A 21,797-nucleotide genomic window follows, 5' to 3' on the forward strand; every position below is an offset into this window, starting at 1 on the left:
TTCGCCTCCGCCGCACAGGCGCAGATGGAAATCCCCGCCGGCTCTGAAGGGAGCCTGGGCGGAGGCAGCCAGGATCTGGGCTGTGAATCTGTCACGATTGCAGGCACTTACTCCCTGGATGGGGGCAGCTTGCAAAATGCCGGTGCCTTCCTCATTGAAGCGGGTGGCGTGCTCGATGCCCAGGGCAGCATCCAACTGGGTTCTGATTTCCGCAACCAGGGCAGCTTGAACGCCGCAGCCAGCGCCATGGTGTTTGACGGCTCCTGCGCCGCCCCCGGGGCCAGCATCACGGTCACCGGCGTCACCACCGTGGCCAACCTCACCCTCAGCTCCAGCAGTGGCCAGAGCTTTGTGCTGCCCAACGGCGCCAATATCGTGGTCACCGGCAGCCTGGTGCTGCAGGGCCAGCCAGGCCAGCCGCTGCAGATCACCACCGCTGCCGGCCAACCGGCGACCTTCACGCTGGGCCCCGGCGCACAAGTCACCCAGCAAAACGTGAATCTGGTCAATGTCTATGTCGGCCCACCGCCCAGCACCGCGCCCGTCGCCGTGCCAGTCTCCGGCCTGGGCTGGACGGCCAGCCTCGCGCTGCTGCTTTCGCTTCTGTCTTGGGGCGCCTTGCGCTCCGCCCGCATCCGCTCTTTTCTGAGAACCCAGCCATGAACCTCGTCACCTCCTTCTTCCACAGCCGTTGGCTGGCCGGCGGCATCATGGCCCTGGTTGCCAGCGCCGCTTGGTCCGCCGATACCAGCTTCAAGCCGGCGGCGGGCTCGGGCTTTGTCATCAAGGGCCAGGCCAACCAGGATCTGTTCCGGGTGCAGGGAACTGGCGAGACCTATGCCCCGCCGCTGCCTTCCGCGCCGGCCACCGGTACCGAGCAGCTGTGTATGGACCCCGCCACGGGCCGCCTGCTGCGCTGCGCCGACGGCATTGGCACCGGGGCGACGGGCCCTGCTGGCCCCACGGGCCCTCAAGGTGCCGCTGGCCCGGTGGGTGCCACCGGCCCCGCTGGCCCTGCCGGCCCTGCCGGTGAAATTGGCCCTGCAGGCGCAGTGGGTCCCGCAGGCGCCACAGGCCCTGCAGGCCCCACTGGCACGACCGGTGTAGCAGGCCCCGTTGGCCCGGTCGGCCCCACGGGTAACGCAGGCCCCGCCGGCCCAGTCGGTCCCGTGGGTGCGACTGGCGCCACGGGCTCCACAGGCCCTGCAGGCGCGGTTGGCCCACAAGGCCCCACTGGACCACAAGGCATTCCAGGCCCCGTTGGCCTCACCGGTGCGACCGGTCCCCAGGGCCCCATCGGCCCTACCGGTGCAACAGGTGCGCCAGGCTCCATTGCTGCGGTCAATCTGCGCTCCGACACCAAATCAGGTGAACTCTGCCAGGCTTCGGCCTGCTGCGCCGCAAACGAACAAGTGGTGGGTGGCGGCTACGAAGCGGCCAATGCCAAGGGTGGCAATGCGAACTTTGATGTGCGCGTCTCGGCCAGTGCACCAGGCACGCCTGCCAGCTGTGGCGGCACGCAAGGCTGGACGGTACGCGTGCTCAACTCTTTCGTGGGTGATGGCTCCTTGAGCTGCACAGCCTACGCGCTCTGCGCTCCGGTCGCTCCCGCCGTCCCATGACCCTAGCAGCCGCTCCCTGCCCACCAGCCCAGCCCCGTCAGGGTCTGCGCCTGCAGGGCATCACCACCATGCGCCTGCCCTGGCGCCTGGAGGTAGCGGCCGCCTTGCAGCAAGCCCAGCAGTTGCCTGAATCGCTGTGGCGCATGCATTTCAACCAGGGCCGGCATGACGGCGGCTGGCAGGCGCTGGCCTTGCGGGCGTCTGCCCAGGCACCATCGGACATCATGCCGATGGATGCAGACGTGGACGCCTATACCGACTGCGAAGCGCTGCAGGCCTGCCCGGCCATTGCCGAGCTGTTGCGCAGCCTGGACCTGCAGTGCAAATCGGTGCGCCTGATGCGCCTGCAGCCCGACAGCGAAATCATGGAACACACCGACGCGGGCCTCTGTGCCGCCGAGGGCGATGCCCGGCTGCACATCCCCTTGCAAACCGAAGAGAAGGTGTTTTTCCACCTGGGTGGCCAGCGCGTGCCCATGCGCGTGGGCGAATGCTGGTACACCGATGTCTCCCTGCCCCACCGCGTGCGCAACCGCAGCGGCAAGGCGCGCATCCACCTGGTGGCCGATGTGCTGGTCGACGAGCGCCTGGCACAGGCCTTTGCAGCCGGTGACCAGGGCGAGCCTGCTACCGATGACGGCGACCCCTGGCTGGCCTTTGCGCAGTTTCGCCAGGCCGTGTTTGTGCAAGAATCTCTGGCCGATGCGCTGGCCGGCTGCCCGGATCTGGCCAGTCTGAGCGCCCGCAGCATCGCGCTGGGCCAGGCCCAGGGGCTGGTGTTTGATGCCTCCGATGTGGAATCGGCGATGAAGGCCGGGCGCCGCGCCTGGAATGCCCAATGGATGCTCTGACACTCCGGGGCTGGCGGCCCGTTCGGCTGTACTGGGATGGGGCCCAGGTCATGGTGGACTGGGCGCGCCTGGGCGATGCGCCGCTGCGCGCACCGTTCTACCAAGAGAGCCTCAAGCCGCTGCTGGGCACCCCGTTCAACCAGGCGTTTCGCCGCCAGACACCGCTGGAGGTGCTGCTGGCTTGGCACGCGCAGTCGCCGGGCATGGCACCCTGCTTGCTGGTCTTCCATGTCTCGCGCTGCGGCTCCACCCTGTTCCCCCAGGCCCTGGCCGAAAGTGCCCACCACCTGGCGATGTCCGAGCCGCCTCCCGTCGATTTCCTGCTGCGCGAAGCGCTGGTCAACGGCTGGCTCAGCCCCGCGCAAGCCATCGCTGCCTTGCGCGCCTGGATGAGCGCCTGGGCCCAGCGCAGCGACGCGGCCAGCCCGGCACTGCAATCGGCCAGCCTCAAGATCGACGCCTGGAACACCGGCCAGGCCCCGCTGCTGATGCAGGCCTGGCCCGAGGCCTTGCCGGTGTTCCTGACGCGCGAGCCGCTGGCGGTGCTGGTGTCGCAAATGCAGGAACGCGCCTTTTACCTGGTGCCCGGTGCCTTTGGCCCCACATTCGGCCTGCCGGGCCTGAGCCTGCTGGAGCAGGCCACGATGCCGCCCGAGCAGTACTGCGCCCGCATGCTGGGCCGCATTTATGCGGACATGGCACGCGTCGCCGATCCGGCGCAAGCGCTGGTGCTGGACCATGCCCAGCTGCCCGAGGCCATTGAGCAACTGGTTCTGCCACGGCTGTCCTGGCAACCTGATGCAAAAGCCATGCAAGCGCTGCGCGAGCGTTTGTCGCGCCACGGCAAACGGCCGCATGAGCCCTTTGCCCAGGACACAGACAACAAACATGCCAAGGCCAACGCTGCATTGCGCGCGCTGGCCGAGCAATGGATGGCCACCCATTACCAGCAATTGCGGGCCCGGTGCGAAGCCCATGACCGCGCAGAGACTCTCTCCGAGGCCGCTATATGACCATGATTCCAAGACGCCATTTCCTCGCCTCCACCAGCGTGGCCGTCAGCACGACCGGTGGCTGGAGCGCAGCGCAGGCGCTGGCGCCCAGTGCCCCGGCCCGGCAAACCTCCAAGGCCTGGCAACTGCTGGCCGTCGCTCCCCAGTCGCACAAGGTGGCCGATCTGGGATCGGACTACCGCCGAGGCCTGGAGCTGGGCCTGGCCCAGCGGCCTGACGTTGCTGTACAGCTGCACTGGGTGGAAGCCCCACCCACCCCCAACCGCGCCGCCCGCAGCATCACGGCGGCGATCGATCAGCGGCCCCAGCTGCATGGTGTTGTCGGTTGGATGCCGCCCGCCGTCGAAGCCCAGGTCGCTGCCCATGCCCAGCCCCTGGGCCTGCCCCTGTGGGCCAGCGATACCGGCGCCGATCTGCCTGCCGCCGCCGAGCCCGGCCAGCCCCAGGCTGTCGTGCGCCATAGCCTGGATCTGTGCGGCAGCGCCGCGCAGCTGGCGCAGGCCGTCTACCAACAGCTAGGCCCTCGGGCCGTGCTGGCTGTTGGGCAGATGGAAGGGGGCTATGACTTTGTCTATAGTTTCGAGCATGCCTACCGTGCGCTGGGGGGGCGGGTGGTTGCTCGCCATGTGGGCGAGTTTGGGCCGCAGAGCGCGGAATTTGACGGCTTGCGCACTGCCGTTTTCAGCCACCGGCCTGATGCCGTTGTGGCCTTGTACTCTGGTCCGCAGTTGGCCCGCTTTGGCCGCTGGTGGCAGGCTCACGCCCAGTCGCAAGGCGCTTGGGGACTGGCTGGCTTGCCTTGGCTGGCGGATGTGCATACCGGCGGCAATGCCGTTACCGCCGGTGCATGGCCCAGCGCTGCACAGGCTCAGCCGGTTTGGAAGCAACGTTTTGAGCGGGTTGGATTGCCTTGGACCGCTGCTGCCCTGATGGGTGCCGAGGCGGGTTACAGCATTGCGGCTGCCCTCGACCAAAGTACGCAAGGCCCTTCTGCTTCTGCGTTGCACGAGGCTTGGATGATGCCGGTGCTGCAGGGCCCGCGCGCGGTTAGTTCGCGCATAACGACCTCAACCAACCACGTATTCAACCGCCCAGCCACCCCGCTTATCAGTGGATGGCTCAATGGCTATCTGCAAACCTAACAACATCAAAGGAACCGACCATGGAACCGTTTATTGGCATGATCACTATGTTCGCCGGTAATTTTGCCCCGCGGGGCTGGGCTTACTGTGCAGGGCAGACACTCGCTATTAGCCAAAATCCAGCCTTGTTCTCCATTTTAGGAACCACCTATGGTGGCAATGGGCAGACCACTTTTCAGCTTCCAAATTTGATGGGTCGGGTGCCGGTAGGCGCCGGTCAAGGACCAGGGCTTCCGTTCGTCACCCTGGGGGAGCAAAGTGGAACCCCAACCATCACGTTGAACCTGCAGCAACTCCCCCAACACAACCACCCCACAATAGCTAGCACTTCAGCAGGTACGCTACAGGCTCCGGCTACGGGCGCATTCCTGGCGCAATCAAACCAGCGAGACGCGCAGTACGTTGAGGCCAGTGGGGTAGGTACAACGGTCCCATTGGGTGGAAGCAGCATCGCTGGTGGGTCACAGCCGATTTCCATCATGCAACCCTATCTGGGCATAAATTTCATCATTGCACTTGAAGGCATCTTCCCATCGCGCAACTGAGAGGGTGTTCTTTCAGCAGCCCGCTCAGCCGGGCCGCTTCTGTTCCAAGCCCAGCGCATCCAGATAAGCCAGCACGGCGCCCAGAGCAACTTCAGGCGCCAAATCTTCGCCCTGAAGATGCAGCTCCGGCTGCAGCGGCCGCTCATACGGGCTGCCGATACCGGTAAAGTCGCGCAGTTCGCCGCGCCGAGCGCGCGCATACAAGCCCTTGGGATCGCGCGCCTCACACACAGCCAAGGGCGTATCGACAAAGACCTCGACAAAAGCTCCTGGCGCAAACAAGGCCCGCGCCTGTGCCCGGTCTGCTGCAAACGGCGAAATCGCAGAGACGATAACGACCAGACCCGCATCGACCATCAGCCGCGCCACATGGGCCATGCGGCGGATGTTTTCTGCCCGCGCCTCGGCGCTGAATCCCAGATCGGCATTGAGCCCCTTGCGCAGGTTGTCACCATCGAGCGCATAGGTATGGCAGCCGCGCTGGTGCAAGGCCCGCTCCAGCGCATGGGCCAGGCTGGTCTTGCCTGAGGCCGATAAGCCGGTAAGCCAAATGCAGCAGGGCGCATGGCCCATCAGCGCGGCGCGCTGCGCCGGCAGCACCGCCTGGCCTGGCGGAAAGATAAAAGCAGCGGGATCGGGTCGGCCGGTCATTCGGCAGGCTCCGTCTTGGCAGGCTCACGGCACATGGTCCAGTACAGCCCATCGCTTGGCAGCTGCACAAAGCCCAGCCGCCCATATAGATGGCGCGCCCGGTTCTGGGGCTCCACACTCAGCGCCATGGGCCGCTGCTGCGCGTCGGCGTGGTTGCACAGCCACCGCAGCAGCACGCTGCCCAGGCCTTGGCTGCGCTGTGCAGCCAGCAGCGAGATATCGACAACCCGCAGTGCATCAGCGCTGTCATCGACGATCAGGCGCCCAACCGGTTGGCCATCCCGCTCAACCAGGTAATGCAGCGCCTGGGGGTAGTAGCTGCGGTAATGCTGACGCTGAAAATCAAACTGCGAATGGCAGAAGGCATCGATGGCCTCGGGTGGCCAGCCGGTGAGCGCCAGCTCATCGCTGCGCACATCGCGGTAAAGAGCACGTAAAAAATCCGCATCTGACGCCAAAGACTGGCGCAGCTGCAAGCTGCCCAGTTGCAGGGCCGCAGGCAGCTCAGAGGGCATGGCTGAATTGGGCTTCGTAGTACACGCCTTGCGCATCGGCGCCGGTGGCGGACACCATGATCGCAAAATCACCCCATTCCGCATGGCGTGCGCGGTAAGTCTGGCTGGGCAGAACCGGGGCCGTCGGGCCCTGAAAATTGAGCCGGTATGCGGCCATGCCGGGGGCGGCTCGGCTTTGCGCCTCAAAAGCGGTCACCAACAGCGGAATCTGCTGCGTCTGCCCGGCAGTGTCCCCCGCCAGAAAGACCAGCGACTGGCCCTGGAGCTGGCTGGCCATCTCCTGCGTCAACACCCGCGTCCATACGGCGTCATCCAGTTGGTAAGTGGTGTCTGGCAAGGTCATACAGGGGCAGCAAACGCAGTCCGTGGTGGCAAGAGCGCCATTCTATCGCCGGGCCTGCAGAGCACGCCGTCCATGTGCGACCCGGCAGTCAACTGCGCATCTCGGCTTTCACGACCACCCATAGCCCCAGCAGCACGGCGGCCAGCCCCACCCAGGCCACCCAGGGCTGGTGTTCGCCGACGATCCACACGGCCAGCACAAAGGCCGCCACCGGCTCGATGAGGCTGAGCGCCACGCCGGTGGGCCCCGAGATATGGCGCAGACCCATCGAGAACAATAAATGTGCAATGCCCGAGACAACGGCGCCCAGGTAGACAACAACCAGCACGGCAGACAGGCTCCACTGCGGCATGCCCGCATACAGTGCGGCCACCGGCAGTGCGAGCAGTGCCGCGCCGCTGAACACATAGAAGTTCACCACCTTGGGGGACATATGGCTGACCAGGCGCTTGTTGACCAGCGCATAGCCGGCATAGGACAGACCCGCCAGCAGGCACAGCGCCAAGCCGGGCCAGGAGACCTGGCTGCTGCCGCCCTCGCCCATCACCATGGCCACACCGCCGGCCACGCTGACCAAGGTGCCCAGCCACCACAGCGGCGACAGGGGCGCGCGCAGCACCACGGCCTGCAGCAGGCCCGCCCAGATGGGGCTGCTGCCAATGGCAACGGCTGTGCCCACGCCCACACCGGCCATCTGCAGGCCGGCGTAGAAAAACACGCTATAGCCGCCAATGCCCAGCGAGGCCCAGAAGAACGACGACAGCCGCAGCCCCGCCTGGCGGGGCCGCAGCACCAGGCTGCCGGTGCTGCCACGCCGCGCCCACAGCAGGCTCAGGCCCAAAAATGCCGCCGCCACCGCCAGCTGCGCAGCCCCCACCCAGAACGGCGACAGCCCCGCAGCCCCGAGGTACTGGGCGGTGCCGCTGGTGCCCCAGAGCACGCCGGCAATGGCGACCAGCGCAATACCTTGCGCAGAGGCGCTGAAAAATGAAGAAGGGGCGGGGGATGCCATGCCGCTGGAAGTCTGTGTCATGCCGCTATGGTGCCGCGACGGGGCCGGGGCAAATGTCGAGAAACGCTTGTGGCTGGGCTGCCAAACGCACCCAGCGCATCATGCGCCGCCGCGTTTGCGCAGGCTGCGGCTGCCCACGCCGCGATCGCGCCGCAGCGCATAGGCCAGCGCGCTGGCCGTGCTGTAGCCGCAGCGCAGCGCCGTGGTCTCCAGCGGCTGGCCGGCGGCCAGGGCTTGGCTGGCCTCGGTCAGGCGCAGGTCGCGCAGCCATTGCTGGGGGGTGCTGCCGGTCAGCTCCTGCCAGCGCACATGAAAACGCTGGGCGCTCAGGTGTGCCAGCGCCGCCAGTTGGGGGGTGCGCCAGTCGCCGGCCAGATCGGCCCGTACCGCAGCGGTGATGGCCTGCACATCCAGCGCGCGGCGCAGCAGCAGCGCGGGCGACTGCTGGACCCAGGCCACATGGGCCTGGGCCACGGTCAAGGCCGAGGCATGGGTGGCCAGCCAGTCGCGCGGCGGGGCGGCAAAGCGGCGCATCTGCGCCCAGTCTGCGCCGTCGGGCACATCCACCACGGCCAGCGCGCTGCCCTTTTGTGCCAGGTAGGCGTGGGTGGCACCCGCCGGTATCACCACGCCGCTGGCGGTATCGACATAGGCGGCCTTGCCATCGACCTCCAGCTCCATGCGGCCGGCCAGTGCATACAAGAGCTGCACATGGTCATGGCTGTGCGCCTGCTGCTCGCCTTCGTAGTGGCGAACAGAGTAGTCAGGAGCCAGCAAGCGGTGGTGGTGGTGGTCGGCCATGGAAGCAGCGGTGCATCAGTGCATAGCGCACAGTGTAGCCAAGCGTGGGCCCTGACCCCTTGTTGCGCCGCTTGCCCCGTTCAGCAGCGCGGATCAGCGTATATTGGCGCATTGTCCGGGCCTGGCCTGGCCCACCCCTTTTTACTGTACGCCTCGTCCGCATGGCCGACACCTCTTCGCCCGCTACCGCCTCCTCCCCCGCCGCCCGCCGCTCCTGGGCGGACACGTTTCGCGTCTATACCGAGCCGGCCAGCCTGCGCATGCTGGCGCTGGGCTTTTCTGCCGGCCTGCCGCTGCTGCTGGTGCTGGGCACCTTGTCGTTCTGGCTGCGCAAGGCCGGCATCGACCGCAGCACCATCGGCTACCTCAGCTGGGTGGGCCTGGCCTATGCCTTCAAATGGGTCTGGTCGCCGCTGGTTGACCGGCTGCCGCTGCCCGGCCTCACGCGCCTGCTGGGGCGCCGGCGCAGCTGGCTGCTGCTGGCCCAGGGCCTGGTAGTTGCCGGCCTGCTGGGCATGGCCTGGGTCGATCCGCAGCTGCACCTCAACCATGTGGTTTGGTGCGCGCTGGCGGTGGCTTTTGGCTCGGCCACGCAGGATATTGCGCTGGATGCCTACCGCATCGAATCGGCCGACGCCGATCGCCAGGCTGCGCTGGCCGCCACCTACCAGACCGGCTACCGCATCGCGATGATCTGGGCCGGTGCGGGCGTGCTGTGGCTGGTGGCCCTGGGCCTGCAAGAGGGCGCGGGCGACTACCAGCGCCAGGCCTGGGGCTTTGCCTATATGGTGATGGCCGCCTCGATGCTGGTGGGCGTGGTCACCGTGCTGCTGTCGCCTGAGCCGGCGGCCAAGCCCATGACCCCCGCCCGCAATGCCGCCCAGTGGCTGCAGGAGGCACTGGTCGCCCCGTTTGCCGACTTTGTCGGGCGTTACGGCTGGCACGCGGTGCTGATCCTGGCCTTGATTGCGATCTACCGCATCTCGGACGTGGTGATGGGCATCATGGCCAACCCCTTCTATGTCGACATGGGCTACACCGAGGCCGAGGTCGCCTCGGTCAGCAAGATCTTTGGCGTCATCATGACCCTGGTCGGCGCCTTTATTGGCGGCGTGATCTCGATGCGCATCGGCGTGATGCGGGTCTTGATGCTGGGCGCGGTGCTCTCAGCGGGCAGCAACCTGCTGTTTGCCTGGCTGGCCACGCGCGGCCATGACCTGGCGGGCCTGATTGCCGTGGTCTCGGCCGACAACCTGGCCGGCGGTATTGCGTCGGCCGCCTTTATCGCCTACCTGTCCAGCCTGACAAACGTGAACTACTCGGCCACGCAGTACGCGCTGTTCAGCTCGATGATGATGCTGCTGCCCAAGTGGATCGCCGGCTTCTCGGGCGTGTACGTGGACCATTTTGGCTATGCGCAGTTCTTTGTATCGACGGCGCTTTTGGGGCTGCCGGTGCTGGTGCTGGTCTGGCTGGCCTCGCGCATCAGGCCTGTCACTGGGGAGTTTTGAGAACGTTGACAGGAGCTCGGTGCGGTTTACCAAACTTTACGGCAGGGACAATCCGGCGCGACCCCAGCGTGCCACGATGGCCCCCTATAGCAAAATCTGCGGGTTCTCCCGCCCATAACCATGACTGCCATGCATACCCACCAACTGTTGATGATCGAAGATGACGAGCGTCTGGCCAATATGGTGAGCGAGTATCTGGCCCAGTCGGGGCTGCAGGTCAGCCACATGGCCGATGGCGCCAGCGGCCTGTCGGCGCTGCAGGACCCGGCCAGCGGCCAGTCGCCCGACCTGGTCATCCTCGACCTGATGCTGCCCGATCTGGACGGCCTGGAGGTCTGCCGCCGCATCCGCACCTTGAGCGGCCCCGCGGCCCAGGTGCCTATCCTGATGCTTACCGCCAAGGGCGACCCGATGGACCGCGTCATCGGCCTCGAAGTGGGCGCCGATGACTACCTGCCCAAGCCGTTTGAGCCGCGTGAGCTGCTCGCCCGCATCCGCGCCATTCTGCGCCGCCGCGTCGATGGCGGCAGCGCCGCGGCCCCGGCCAGCCAGGTGCTGCGCTTTGGCAGCCTCGAGATCGACCGCGACGCCCGGGCTGTCACCATCAGCGGCAAGCCCGCCGACCTGACCAGCTACCAGTTCGACCTGCTGGTCACCCTGGCCGAGCGCGCCGGCCGCGTGCTCAGCCGCGACCAGATCATGGAAGCGGTGCGCGGCCGCGAGCTCGAAGCCTTTGACCGCTCGATCGACGTGCACATGGGCCGCATCCGCGCTGCCATCGAGGCCGATGCGAAAAACCCGCGCCGTATCCTGACCGTGCGCGGCGTGGGCTATGTGTTTGCCAAACAGCAGGACTGAGGCCCGGCGCTAGCGCCCCTTTGCACGTTTGCACGCATGCATCTCTACAAATACTTCGCCGAGCGGCTTTATCTGCGCATCTGGCTCACCGTGGTGGGCGGCGTGGCCGTGCTGATCCTGGTGATTGGCTGGGCCTGGCAGGCGGCGGCGGAGAAAAACGCCACGCCGCTGCAGCCGCCGGCGCGCGAGCTGCTGATCCGCAGTGCCGATGGCGGAGTGCTGCTGCATGGCGAGGCGGTGCGCCAGCCTGGCGACCCGAGCGAATTGGTGCTCTACCTGATTGAAGACGACCAGGGCCGCACCTACGAGATGGAGCTGCAGCGCCGCTCCGGCCGGGGCGAAGGCCACCGCCCACCGCCGCCCAACCTGGGCCCCTGGTGGTTCTGGGTCAAGCCGCCGTTTGGCTTTTTCTGGATGCTGGGCCTCATCGGTGTCGTCGTCGTGGTCGGCGTGTTCCCCATCATCCGCCGCCTGATGGGCCGGCTCGAAGCGCTGCGCAAAGGCGTCAAGCAGTTTGGCGATGGCGACCTATCGGTGCGCGTCGATGTACGCGGCAATGACGAGGTCAGCGACCTGGCCGAGCAGTTCAATGCCGCCGCCGCCCGCATCGAGGCACTGGTGCAGGCGCACAAATCGCTGCTGGCCAACTCCTCGCATGAGCTGCGCAGCCCGCTGACCCGCATCCGCATGGGGGTGGAGCTGATGGGCGAGAAGCCCTCGCCCACCTTCAAGCAGGAGATCCAGCGCAATATCGCCGAGCTCGACCAGCTGGTCGACGAGATCCTGCTGGCCAGCCGCCTGGGCGCGCGCGAGGCCGATGTGGGCACCCCCGAGATGATCGACATCATCGGCCTGTGCGCCGAAGAGTGCGCGCGGGTCGAGGCCGATCTGGAAGTCGCCGACATGCATGGCGATGCCATCGAGGTGCGCGGCATTGCCAAGCTGCTGCGCCGCGCCGTGCGCAACCTGCTGGAAAACGCCCGCCGCTACTCCCAGGGCCCGATCACCCTGTTCCTGGACAAGCAAGGCGCCTATGCCGAGATCCGCGTGGCCGACCGGGGGCCCGGCGTGCCGCCCGACCAGCGCGAGCGCATTTTTGAATCTTTTTACCGCATGCCTGGCGCCAGCGAGCGCCATGGCGGCGTGGGCCTGGGCCTGGCCCTGGTGCGCTCGATTGCCGAACGCCACGAAGGCAGCGTGCACTGCGAGGGGCGTGACGGTGGCGGCGCAGTCTTTGTGCTGCGCCTGCCTTTGGCACCGCTGGCACGCACCGCGCCTGCGCAAGCGCTGCCTCCGCCCAACGTGTGACAGCGGCTCATGCACGCGCCAAAGGGTCTCGCCTAGCGGCTGAGACTCTTTTTTTATTCAAGCGCTTTCAGGGCGACGCCTTAAAACACCACGCCCGAATGCAGCACGATATTGGCGTACGGTGTGCATTCGCCGGTGCGCACCACGGCCACGGCCTGGCGGCTCAGGGTCTTGAACTCCTCATGCGGCACGCATTGCGGCGCGCTCGGCAGGCCATCGGCTTGGCGCTGCTGGTACCAGGCCGGCAGTTGCTGCCCGTCCAGGCACTCCAGGGCCACGGTGGCGGTCTCCACCTGCAGCTCGCTCAAGATGGCCTGCAGCACCTGGTCCAGGCTCGGCACGCCACGGGCCACGGCCAGGTCCACGCGCCGCACGCCGGGGGGCACCGGCAGGCCGGCATCGCCAATCACCAACATATCGCCATGGCCCATGCTGGCGATGATCTGCGACAACTCGATATTCAACAGTGCGGCTCGCTTCATACGGGACTCCAGGGGCTGGCTTCGGTGCGGGTGGCGACCTCGGCATGGAAGGGGATGGAAGGCTGCGCACCGGCGCGCGTCACGCAAATGCCAGCGGCGCGGATGGCCCACTGCGTGGCCTCGTCGAGGCTGGCGCCGGAGGCCAGTTGCACGGTGAGCGCACCCAGGAAGGTGTCGCCGGCGGCCGTGGTATCTACCGCCTGCACCTGGGGCGCGCGGTGCCAATGGGCAGGGGCCTCTGCGGTGCTGGCGCTGCGCGCATCGCAGCAGACGGCGCCCTGGCTGCCCAGGGTCACCACCACCTGGCCGGCGCCCTTGGCCTGCAGCCAGCGCGCGGCGCGGGCGGCGCTCTCGGGGCTGTCGACCGGGCTGCCGCTCAGCTGCGCGGCCTCGGCTTCGTTGACCACCAGCACATCAATCGCAGGCCACCAGGCATCGGGCAGCGGCTGCACCGGCGAGGGGTTGAGCACCGTCTTGCAGCCCACGGCGCGCGCGCTGCGCAAGGCCTGGTCCACTTCTTCCAGCGGCGTCTCGAACTGCAGCACCACATAGGCGGCATCCTGCAGCAGCGGGCGCAGCACCGGCTCGGTCACCTGCAAGCGCAGGTTGGCGCCGGGTACCACCACGATCTGGTTCTGGGCGCTGTCATCGACGCTGATGACGGCCACGCCGGTGGCATCGCGCGCGCTGCGCTGCACATGCTGCACATCGATATGGTCGGCCACGAGGCCAGCGAGCAGCTGGTCGGCATAGGCGTCCTCGCCCACGCAGGACAGCAGGCTGACGGCCGCCCCCTGGCGCGCGCAGCTGACGGCCTGGTTGCCGCCCTTGCCGCCGGGCACCTGGCTGAGCGACTGGCCCAGCATGGTCTCGCCAGCGCGCGGCATATGCGGCACGCGCAGCACCAGGTCCATGTTCAAACTGCCCAGCACCACGATACGCGGGGCCTGGCTCAAGATAGGCACATTCACAGGGTTTCTCCAATCGCAATCGGCACGGCGGCCCGGGCCACGGCACGGCTGCTCTCGCGGGTCACCAGCGCCGGCACCAGCAGCTGCGTGGCCGCCGCGACAGGCTCGGCGCTGCGGCCCGCCTGGATGCGTTCGAGCAGCCAGGCCAGCGCTTGCTCGGCCATGGCCTGGGTGGGCTGGGCCACCGTGGTCAGCGCTGGCTGGGTGTAGCCCGCCAGCTCGATATCGTCATAGCCCACCACGGCCACATCGCGGGGCACCTGCAGGCCCGCTTCATGCACGGCGCGCAGCGCGCCCATGGCCATCAGGTCGTTGCAGGCAAACACGGCCGTGGGCCGGTCGGCGGCACGGTCGCGCAGCAGGCGCCGCATCGCCACATAGCCGCCATTGGCGGTGAAATCGCCATGCACCAGCAAATCGCTGGGCAGGCCCACCAGCTGCAGCGCCTGGCGCCAGCCCTGCACCCGCTGCTCGCTGGACTGCAGGTCCTGCGGGCCGCCCACACAGGCAATGCGCTTGCGGCCCAGCGCCATCAGGTGCTGGGTGGCCAGCATGCCGCCTTGCACATGGTCGGTCTGCACGCAAGGCCGCTCCAGGCCGGCGATGGCCCGGTCGATCAGCACCATCGGCAGCGCCGTCTGCGCCAGGTGCTGGGACATCAGCGCATCATCGCTGGTCGAGGCCACGATCAGACCATCGACCCGCTTTTGCGACAGCACATCCAGGTAGACCTGCTGGCGCCCGGCATGGTTGTCGGTATTGCACAGCAGCAGTGCATAGCCAGCGGCAAAGCAGGCGTCTTCTACGGCGCGCACCAGCTCGGCAAAATAGGGGTTGGAGTTGTCCGGCACCAGCATGCCGATGGTGTGCGTGGCGTTGATCTTGAGGCTGCGCGCCACGGCGCTGGGCACATAGCCCAGGGTCTGCACGGCTTCGAGCACGCGCTCTTGCGTGGCCGGCAGCACCGCGCGCGTCTTGTTGAGCACATGCGAGACCGTGGTGACGGACACGCCCGCCAGGCGCGCCACATCCTTGATACTGCTCATTGCCACCGTCAGGCCCGGCGTGCGGCACGGCGCTGGCGCACCGTGTCGATGATCACGGCCACGACGATCACGGCGCCGGTGATGATGCGCTTGGCAGGCTCGCTGGCGCCAATCTGGGCCAGGCCCGCTTCCAGCACCGCGATGATCAGCACGCCAAAGAAGGTCGCGATCACCGAGCCGCGCCCACCCATCAGGCTGGTGCCGCCAATCACGACGGCGGCAATCACCTGCAGCTCCATGCCGCTGCCGGCGTTGGGGTCGGCTGCTTCGAGGCGCGCCGACTGCATCAGGCCTGCCAGGCCGGCGAGCAGGCCGGTCAGCGCAAACACCAGGATGCGGATGGGGCGCGGGTCGATACCGGCCAGGCGCATGGCCTCTTCATTGGTGCCGATGCCCACCACATAGCGGCCAAACACGGTGCGGGTCAGCACAATCTGGCCCAGCGCCACCACCACGATGGCGATGACAAAAGCGGACGAGACACCATAGGCGATGGGCGCGGCCAGGCCCGAGATCGCATCACCCACATACTGGGTGCGCGAGTCGGTCACCAGGTAGGCCGCGCCCCGCAGCGCTTCGAGCATGCCCAGCGACACGATGAAGGTCGGCAGGCGCCAGACCACCGAGATCGCGCCCAGCACCGCGCCGCACAGCAGGCCGCAGAGCAGGCCCAGCGCGCCTGCGGCCCAGGGGTTGAGGCCCCAGACCAGGATCGCCTGGGCCGCCACTGCCGCCGACAGCGCCAGCACCGAGCCCACCGACAGGTCAATGCCCGCCAGGATCAGCACAAAGGTCATGCCCACAGCCATCACCGCCAGCGCGGGAATCTCGTTGGCGATGGTGACAAAGGTCTCGGCGCTCCAGAAATACTCGCTCAGGAAGCTGAACAGCGCGACCATCGCGGCCAGCACCAGAAACAGGCCCACATAGGTGCCCCAGGCCTGCATGCGGCCCGAAGAGGCCTTGGCAGCCGACGGCGTAGGCGCGCTGGCGCGCGCGGAAAGGGGGGTGGTCATGGCTTGGTCCTCTTGCCTGCTTTTTTATTCGGGGGTTGCAGCCTGGGCTGCGGCGTGGGCCGATGGGGCTTCATCCACATTGCCAAAGGCGGCGGCCAGCATCTGCTGGTCGCTCCACTGGCCGCGCTCGAACACGGCCACCAGCTCGCCGTCATGCATCACGCCGATGCGGTCGCACATGGCCATCAACTCGCGCAGGTCGCTGGAGACCATCAAGACGGCCTTGCCGTCGTCGCACATGCGGTCGATCTCGTGGTAAATATCAGCGCGCGCGCCCACATCGACGCCGCGTGTGGGCTCGTCGAGCAGCAGCACATCGCAGGGCTGGTGCAGCCAGCGGGCAAACACCACCTTTTGCTGGTTGCCGCCGCTCAAGGTGGAGACGGCCTGCTCGGCGCTGCGCGAGCGGATGCGCAGGCGCTCGACAAAATGGCGCGCCACTTCGCTCTCCTGGGCGCGCTGCAACCAGCCGCCGCGCGCTATCTTGTGCATGCCCGCCAACGTGGTGTTGGCGCGGATGGATTGCGACAGCAGCAGGCCTTGCGACTTGCGGTCTTCGGTCACCAGGCCGATGCCGGCGCGGATGGCCTGCACGGGGCTGCTCCAGTTGGGCGCCACCTTGTGCGTGGCCGCCGCGCTGCCAGCGGCATGCAGGCTGATTTCGCCCTGCTCGGCGCGGTCTGCGCCAAACAGCAGGCGCACCAGCTCGGTACGGCCCGAGCCGACCAGGCCCGCCAGGCCCATGATTTCGCCCGCATAGAGCGACAGACTCACGCCGCGCACCTGCGCGCCGCGTTGCAAATTTTTCGCAGACAGGCGCAGCGCGCCACGCGTGCGGCGCGGCCGGCCTTCGTTGTCCTGCACCGCATGGCCGACCATGCGCTCGACCAGCTCATGTTCCTGCACGCCCTGCATGGGCCGCACATCGACGAGGCGCCCATCGCGCAGCACGGCCACCCGGTCGGCAATGCGCTGCAGCTCTTCGAGCCGGTGCGACACATAGACCAGGGCCACACCGCGCGCCTTGAGCAGCGCAATCTGCGTGAACAGGTGCTCGGTTTCCTTGAGCGTCAGCATGGCGGTGGGCTCATCGAGCACCAGCACCCGCGTGCCGTCCTGCAGATTGCGGGCGATCTCCACCATCTGCTGCTGGCCAATGCCCAGCTGCGAGACGGGGGTGTCCGGGTCGATATGCTCCATGCCGATCTTGGCCAGCTGGGTGCGGGCCAGCGCCCGCATCGCGGTATGGTCGAGCCAGCCCATCTTGTGGGGGAGCTGGCCGAGCAGCAGGTTTTCGGCCACCGTCAAGGTGGCCACCAGGCCCAGCTCCTGCATCACCATGCGCACGCCCTGGCGCTCGGCATCGCGGCGCGATGTGGGGGCAAAAGGCTTGCCATCGAGCTGCATCTGGCCCTGCGATGGATCCACCAACCCGCACAGAATCTTGGACAAGGTGCTCTTGCCCGCGCCGTTTTCTCCGGTCAGCGCCATCACCTCGCCCGCATGCAGATCCAGGCTCACGCCCTCGAGCACCAAGGTGCCGGAGTAGGCCTTGCCCATCTGCTGCAGACGCACGCGTGGCGTGCCGGCGCCTTGCGCCTCAGTCGTTGCCATGGTGTGCGCCGTTGTTACTTGCTGTCCTTGGTCACCAAGGCCACATCGGTCTTGACCTCAGCGGGCAGCTCGCTCTGCTTTTTCTTCTCGGCCAGGGCCTTGAGCGCGATCTCGATACCGAACACGGCCTGCTTGGCAGCGTACTGGTCAGCAGTGGCCAGCACGCGGCCGTCCTTGAGCATGGGCTTGATGGCGGCGATGTTGTCATAGCCCACCACCTGCACCTTGCCGGTGCGGCCCGAAGCCTTGACCGCCGCGACCACGCCCAGCGCCATGCTGTCGTTGCCCGCCATGATCGCCTTCAGATCGGGGTGCTCGCGCAGCATGCCGGCAGCCACCGTGTTGCCCTTGTCGATTTCCCACTGGCCCGATTGCAGGCTGACCACATTGGCGCCAACGGCCTTCATCGCATCCTGGAAGCCCAGGGTGCGCTGCTGGGCGTTGAACGTGGTCGAGACGCCTTCAACGATACCGACCTTGTCACCGGCCTGCAGCTGCTTGCCCAGGAAATCGCCCACCAGCTTGGCGCCGGCACGGTTGTCCGGACCGACAAACGGCACGTTCAGGTCCTTGCTCTTGAGCGCATCGGCATCGAGCTTGTTGTCGATGTTGACGATCAGCACGCCCTTGTCTGCTGCATTTTTCAGCACAGACACCAGCGCCTTGGAATCTGCCGGAGCAATCACGATGGCCTGCACGCGCTGGGCCACCATCTGCTCGACCATCTTGATCTGCGCGGCCGTATCGGTCTCGTCCTTGATGCCGTTCGCCACCAGCGTGTACTGGGCAGCATTGGCCTTCTGGTGCGCCTTGGCGCCGTCTTCCATCGTGCGGAAGAACTCGTTGGCCAGCGATTTCATCACCAGGGCCACCTTGGGCTTGTCAGCCGCGACGGCTTGGTGGGAAAAACCAGCCACGGTGGCCAAAGCCAGCGCAGCAGTCAGGGTACGGCGGGTAAAGCGCATGAGATAAGTCTCCGAAGGATTGTTGTGCATCACGCGGCGCTATCCACAGCAGTAGCCGCGAGATGCCGCATGTTTGCATAGGCGCAAACGTTTGCGCCCCGGAGTTTACCCCAAGGTCAAACAATGTTTCACGAGTTGGACATGCGGGCCGGGTGCCTTGGAGCGCCCGGTTTAGCAGCCCCTTTGCCCCGGGCTGCCAGCGGCGTTTCCGCCGCTCAGCCCTGGTGCGGATGGCGCCAGACCATGCCGGCCAGAATCACCATGCCCAGCACCAGCGCGCCGCCCGCTGCCGCCAGGCCATAGGCAAAGCCCTGCTGGGTGCTGGCACTGTGGGCCAGCATCCAGGCGACCATCGGCGGGCCCACGATCTGGCCCAGCCCATAGGCAGCCGTCAGCAGGCCCGGAAAGCTGCTGAGCGCAGTCGGCCAGATGCGGCGCGCCTCTTGCAGCGCAAAAAAGGTCAGCGCAGTAAACGGCAGGCCCAGCAGCAGGCTGCCCAGCGAAAAGCCCAGCGGCGTGGGCCACAGCGCGCTGATCGCAATCGACACCGCCTGGATGCCGTAACCGGCCATCAGGAGCCGGCGCCGGTCCCAACGGGCGGGCAAATGGGTCGAGAGGTAGGCACCCAGCGCCACGCCCCCGCCAAACATGGGCCAGAACAGGTCGGGCCAGATCGAATCGGCCGGCAGTGCGCCGCGCGCAATCACCGGCAGGTAGGTGGCGGTGACGATATAGCCCAGGCCGGCCAGGCTGTAAGCCAGGGTCAGCAGCAGCCGATCCACCGGACCCTCGGGAGCGAGCGCCACGGCGGCTCCCGCCTGCGTGGGGGCTGGCGGCGGCGCCAGCGGCCCGCGCACCACCGTCATCACCATCAGCCACAGCACCACGGCCAGCAGCGCAAACGCCAGCCAGGCGCTCACCGCATGCCAGCCGGCCGCCACCATCGCGCTGGTGGCCAGGCCCGTGAGCGCAATGCCGATGCCCGGGCCGCAAAACAGCAGGCCGCCCATTTGCGGCCGCCCCAGATGCGCCAGCTGCGACATGCACCACAAGGTGATATTGAGAAACACCACCGCACTGGCCACGCCCGAGACAAAACGCAGGCTGGCCCAGGCGCCAGGCCAGTTCAGCGCCATCGCCGCCGTCAGCACTGCGGTGATGAACAGCCACCAGTGCACCATGCGCGAGGGGTGCAGGCGCTGCATCAAGCCCGGGGCCACCCAGGGCAGCACCATGCAGACCAGCGAGCCGACAAAGTAGCCCAGGTAGTTGCTCATCGCCAGCCAGCTGCCTTGCGCCAGGTCGATGCTGCCGTCGTGCAGCATCATCGGCATCAAGGGCGTAAAGGCAAAGCGCCCTACGCCCATGGCCGAGGCCAGCGCCAGCATGCCGGCCACCGCCACCCACCAGGGGCGCTGGCCCCAGCGCAGTGAGGGTGCAGGGGTGGAAGAGGAAACCGAGGAGCTGACCGAGGGTGGCATGGTGCGGACCTAGTGCTTATGTATCTTTTTTGGAGATGCCATGTTAAATTAACATCTTCAAAAAAGATAGATACCGCCGTGTTGGATCTCGCCACCCTCGCCATTTTTCAGCAGGTCATTGCCAGCGGCAGCATCACCCGTGCTGCGCAGCAGCTGGGCCGTGCCCAGTCCAATATCACCACCCGCATCCAGCAGCTGGAGGAGTCGCTGGGCGTCGCGCTTTTTGTACGCGAAGCCCGGCGCATGGTGCTGACACCCGAGGGACAGCAGCTGCAGCGCTATGCCGACCAGCTCTTGACCTTGGCCGAAGAGGCCACGCAAAGCCTGCGCGGCCAGCAGCCCAGCGGGCGGCTGCGCCTGGGCTCGATGGAGAGCACGGCTGCCGCGCGCCTGCCGCTGCCGTTGGCCGCTTTCCACCGCAGCCACCCGCAGGTGCAGCTGGAGCTGTCAACAGCCGCCTCGCTGCAGCTGATGGAGCAGGTGCTGGACCACCAGCTCGATGCCGCGCTGGTCGCCTGGCCGCCCCCGGATGTGGATGCGCCGCTGCCGCTCGATCTGGTGCCACTGTACGAAGAATCGCTGCTGCTGCTGCGCCCCGCCCAAACCCAGCAGGGGGAGCTGCCGCGCACCCTGGCCGGTTTCAGTGATGGCTGCACCTACCGCCGCATTGGCGAGCAGTGGATGGCGCAGGCCCATGGCCCGGCGCCTACGCGCGTGCTGCAGCTGTCCTCGTACCATGCGATCGTGGCGGCCGTGGCCGCAGGCAGCGCGGTCGCCGTGGTGCCGCAGACCGTGCTGGATCTGCAGCGCGATGCGCTGCCGGTGCGCAGCGAGCCCTTGGGCGCCTGCACCACCATGTTTGTCACCCGCCAGGGCTATGCCACGCCTGCGGTACAGCAGCTGCTGGCCGTGTTGCAGGCAGCGGCCCCCACCCCTTTACCCACCGCGATGGAGACCGTATGACCCGCAACCTGACACAAGAACTGGGCCTGCAGCTGCCCGTGGTGCAAGGCCCGATGACCGGCTCGGACAGCCCGGCGCTGGCCGCTGCCGTCAGCGCCAGCGGCGGCCTGGGCTCGCTGGGCTGCGGCATGCGCTCGCCCCAGGCGATGGCGGAAGCCGCCGCTGCGGTGCGCGCGCAGACCGACCGGCCCTTTGCGATGAATCTGTTTGTGCAGGCCGCCCCTGCACCCGATGCCGCCACCGTGCAGCAGGCCTTGCAGCGCCTGGCCCCGCTCTATGCGCGCTTTGGCGCCGAGCCGGCCGTGCCTGCACAGTGGTGCGAAGACTTTGCGCAGCAGCTCGATGCGCTCGTCGCCTGCCGCCCGGCGGTCGCCAGCTTTACCTTCGGCATTCTCAGCGCCGCCCAGGTGCAGCGCCTGCAGGCCGCAGGCAGCCAGGTCTGGGGCACGGCCACTACCGTGGCCGAGGCGCTGGCCTGGCAGGCGGTGGGGGCCGATGCGGTCATCGCCAGTGGCAGCGAAGCCGGCGGCCACCGAGGTACCTTCTTGGCAGACTATGCCTCGTCCATGGTCTCCACCCTGCCACTGGTGCGCGACTGCGTGCAGCAGCTTCAGCTGCCGGTGATTGCAGCGGGCGGCATCATGGATGGCGCCGGCATTGCCGCCGCCCAGGCGCTAGGCGCGCAGGCGGTGCAAATGGGCACGGCCTTTCTGGTCTGCCCCGAATCGGCCATCAACGCGGCCTACCGCGCTGCGCTGGCTGCCGCCCAGGCCACCGACACGGTCACCACCCGCACCATCTCGGGCCGGCCGGCACGCGGCATCCGCAATGCGATGATCGATGCGCTCGAAGCCGAGGAGGCCGCCATTCCGCCCTACCCGGTGCAAAACGCACTGACTGGCGCGCTGCGCAAGCTCGCCGGCGCGGCGGGCGATGCGCAGTACCTGTCGCTCTGGGCCGGCCAGGGTGTGGCCCAGGCCCGAGCCCTGCCCGCTGCGCAACTATTGCAGCAGCTCAAGGCGGAGTGGCTGGCAGCGGGCGCACAATAGCAGCCAACGCCCGGCAGCCTGGTCCGGGCCTTGCAAAG

At 67.4% G+C, this 21,797-nt stretch carries 23 protein-coding genes; 11 read left to right on the plus strand and 12 right to left on the minus strand.

Annotated elements, in window-relative coordinates; translation table 11 throughout:
* Window positions 1–24 precede the first annotated feature (24 nt).
* Genes N4T19_RS15195 through N4T19_RS15220 form a run of 6 tightly spaced genes read left to right on the plus strand, consistent with a single transcriptional unit; the run spans window position 25 to window position 5,173 of the window.
* Window positions 25–663, plus strand: a complete 639-nt coding sequence (locus N4T19_RS15195) for a hypothetical protein (protein WP_260718453.1) — start codon at window positions 25–27, stop codon at window positions 661–663.
* Window positions 660–1,622, plus strand: coding sequence for a collagen-like domain-containing protein (locus N4T19_RS23275; RefSeq protein ID WP_133248176.1), 963 nt, complete (start codon window positions 660–662; stop codon window positions 1,620–1,622). Before N4T19_RS15195 ends, N4T19_RS23275 begins: the two co-directional genes overlap by 4 nt.
* Window positions 1,619–2,473 (plus strand): aspartyl/asparaginyl beta-hydroxylase domain-containing protein, encoded by an 855-nt coding sequence (locus N4T19_RS15205; protein ID WP_116926764.1) that lies wholly within the window; start codon window positions 1,619–1,621, stop codon window positions 2,471–2,473. The genes N4T19_RS23275 and N4T19_RS15205 overlap by 4 nt, the downstream gene beginning before the upstream one ends.
* Entirely contained in the window at window positions 2,461–3,486 is a 1,026-nt protein-coding gene (locus N4T19_RS15210) for a sulfotransferase family protein (RefSeq protein WP_182344068.1), read from the plus strand. Before N4T19_RS15205 ends, N4T19_RS15210 begins: the two co-directional genes overlap by 13 nt.
* On the plus strand, window positions 3,483–4,628 hold the full coding sequence (locus N4T19_RS15215) for an ABC transporter substrate-binding protein (protein WP_182344070.1): 1,146 nt from the start codon (window positions 3,483–3,485) through the stop codon (window positions 4,626–4,628). Before N4T19_RS15210 ends, N4T19_RS15215 begins: the two co-directional genes overlap by 4 nt.
* 20 nt (window positions 4,629–4,648) lie before the next feature.
* On the plus strand, window positions 4,649–5,173 hold the full coding sequence (locus N4T19_RS15220) for a phage tail protein (RefSeq protein WP_116926761.1): 525 nt from the start codon (window positions 4,649–4,651) through the stop codon (window positions 5,171–5,173).
* Between the two features lie 24 nt (window positions 5,174–5,197).
* Here N4T19_RS15220 and cysC read toward each other — a convergent pair whose 3' ends face one another.
* The 5 genes from cysC to N4T19_RS15245 form a co-directional block, all read right to left on the minus strand.
* Window positions 5,198–5,824, minus strand: coding sequence for an adenylyl-sulfate kinase (gene cysC / locus N4T19_RS15225; RefSeq protein ID WP_116926760.1), 627 nt, complete (start codon window positions 5,822–5,824; stop codon window positions 5,198–5,200).
* A complete protein-coding gene (locus tag N4T19_RS15230) occupies window positions 5,821–6,339 on the minus strand; it encodes a GNAT family N-acetyltransferase (protein ID WP_182344072.1) in 519 nt (172 codons plus the stop codon). The genes cysC and N4T19_RS15230 overlap by 4 nt, the downstream gene beginning before the upstream one ends.
* Window positions 6,329–6,682: a DUF6916 family protein gene (locus N4T19_RS15235; RefSeq protein WP_116926758.1), complete on the minus strand. Its 354-nt coding sequence runs from the start codon at window positions 6,680–6,682 to the stop codon at window positions 6,329–6,331. Before N4T19_RS15235 ends, N4T19_RS15230 begins: the two co-directional genes overlap by 11 nt.
* An 88-nt stretch (window positions 6,683–6,770) precedes the next feature.
* Window positions 6,771–7,715 (minus strand): DMT family transporter, encoded by a 945-nt coding sequence (locus N4T19_RS15240; protein ID WP_232539475.1) that lies wholly within the window; start codon window positions 7,713–7,715, stop codon window positions 6,771–6,773.
* A gap of 78 nt (window positions 7,716–7,793) precedes the next feature.
* Window positions 7,794–8,495, minus strand: coding sequence for a helix-turn-helix domain-containing protein (locus N4T19_RS15245; RefSeq protein ID WP_182344074.1), 702 nt, complete (start codon window positions 8,493–8,495; stop codon window positions 7,794–7,796).
* Window positions 8,496–8,656: 161 nt separating this feature from the next.
* Between N4T19_RS15245 and N4T19_RS15250 the strand changes: the two genes are divergently transcribed.
* The 3 genes from N4T19_RS15250 (at window position 8,657) to N4T19_RS15260 (ending at window position 12,172) form a co-directional block, all read left to right on the plus strand.
* Window positions 8,657–10,006 (plus strand): AmpG family muropeptide MFS transporter, encoded by a 1,350-nt coding sequence (locus N4T19_RS15250; RefSeq protein WP_182344077.1) that lies wholly within the window; start codon window positions 8,657–8,659, stop codon window positions 10,004–10,006.
* A 129-nt stretch (window positions 10,007–10,135) separates the two neighbouring features.
* Window positions 10,136–10,864, plus strand: a complete 729-nt coding sequence (locus N4T19_RS15255; protein ID WP_043340843.1) for a response regulator transcription factor — start codon at window positions 10,136–10,138, stop codon at window positions 10,862–10,864.
* Between the two features lie 36 nt (window positions 10,865–10,900).
* Window positions 10,901–12,172 carry a sensor histidine kinase gene (locus N4T19_RS15260; protein ID WP_116926754.1) on the plus strand — a complete coding sequence of 424 codons (1,272 nt, stop codon included), beginning with the start codon at window positions 10,901–10,903 and terminating at the stop codon, window positions 12,170–12,172.
* An 80-nt stretch (window positions 12,173–12,252) separates the two neighbouring features.
* Here N4T19_RS15260 and rbsD read toward each other — a convergent pair whose 3' ends face one another.
* The 7 genes from rbsD to N4T19_RS15295 all read right to left on the minus strand — a co-directional run bounded on the left by rbsD (window position 12,253) and on the right by N4T19_RS15295 (window position 19,747).
* The gene (rbsD, locus tag N4T19_RS15265; RefSeq protein WP_116926753.1) at window positions 12,253–12,654 is read right to left on the minus strand and encodes a D-ribose pyranase; all 402 of its coding nucleotides are present in this window, start codon (window positions 12,652–12,654) and stop codon (window positions 12,253–12,255) included.
* Entirely contained in the window at window positions 12,651–13,625 is a 975-nt protein-coding gene (gene rbsK, locus N4T19_RS15270) for a ribokinase (RefSeq protein ID WP_260718454.1), read from the minus strand. Before rbsK ends, rbsD begins: the two co-directional genes overlap by 4 nt.
* Complete coding sequence (locus N4T19_RS15275) at window positions 13,622–14,671, minus strand: LacI family DNA-binding transcriptional regulator (protein WP_260718455.1); 1,050 nt, start codon at window positions 14,669–14,671, stop codon at window positions 13,622–13,624. Before N4T19_RS15275 ends, rbsK begins: the two co-directional genes overlap by 4 nt.
* 8 nt (window positions 14,672–14,679) lie before the next feature.
* Entirely contained in the window at window positions 14,680–15,687 is a 1,008-nt protein-coding gene (locus N4T19_RS15280) for an ABC transporter permease (RefSeq protein ID WP_116926751.1), read from the minus strand.
* A gap of 24 nt (window positions 15,688–15,711) precedes the next feature.
* Complete coding sequence (locus N4T19_RS15285; protein ID WP_182344081.1) at window positions 15,712–17,301, minus strand: sugar ABC transporter ATP-binding protein; 1,590 nt, start codon at window positions 17,299–17,301, stop codon at window positions 15,712–15,714.
* Window positions 17,302–17,315: 14 nt separating this feature from the next.
* The gene (locus N4T19_RS15290) at window positions 17,316–18,266 is read right to left on the minus strand and encodes a sugar ABC transporter substrate-binding protein (RefSeq protein ID WP_260720307.1); all 951 of its coding nucleotides are present in this window, start codon (window positions 18,264–18,266) and stop codon (window positions 17,316–17,318) included.
* Between the two features lie 215 nt (window positions 18,267–18,481).
* Window positions 18,482–19,747, minus strand: a complete 1,266-nt coding sequence (locus N4T19_RS15295; protein ID WP_260718456.1) for a YbfB/YjiJ family MFS transporter — start codon at window positions 19,745–19,747, stop codon at window positions 18,482–18,484.
* Between the two features lie 78 nt (window positions 19,748–19,825).
* Here N4T19_RS15295 and N4T19_RS15300 point away from each other — a divergent pair, with 78 nt between their 5' ends.
* Both N4T19_RS15300 and N4T19_RS15305 read left to right on the plus strand, forming a co-directional pair.
* Window positions 19,826–20,710: a LysR family transcriptional regulator gene (locus N4T19_RS15300; protein ID WP_313900065.1), complete on the plus strand. Its 885-nt coding sequence runs from the start codon at window positions 19,826–19,828 to the stop codon at window positions 20,708–20,710.
* The gene (locus N4T19_RS15305; RefSeq protein ID WP_260718457.1) at window positions 20,707–21,759 is read left to right on the plus strand and encodes an NAD(P)H-dependent flavin oxidoreductase; all 1,053 of its coding nucleotides are present in this window, start codon (window positions 20,707–20,709) and stop codon (window positions 21,757–21,759) included. The genes N4T19_RS15300 and N4T19_RS15305 overlap by 4 nt, the downstream gene beginning before the upstream one ends.
* Window positions 21,760–21,797 lie beyond the last annotated feature (38 nt).

The sequence above is a fragment of the Comamonas squillarum genome, assembly GCF_025309455.1.
GTDB classification, from domain to species: Bacteria; Pseudomonadota; Gammaproteobacteria; order Burkholderiales; family Burkholderiaceae_C; genus Comamonas; species Comamonas squillarum.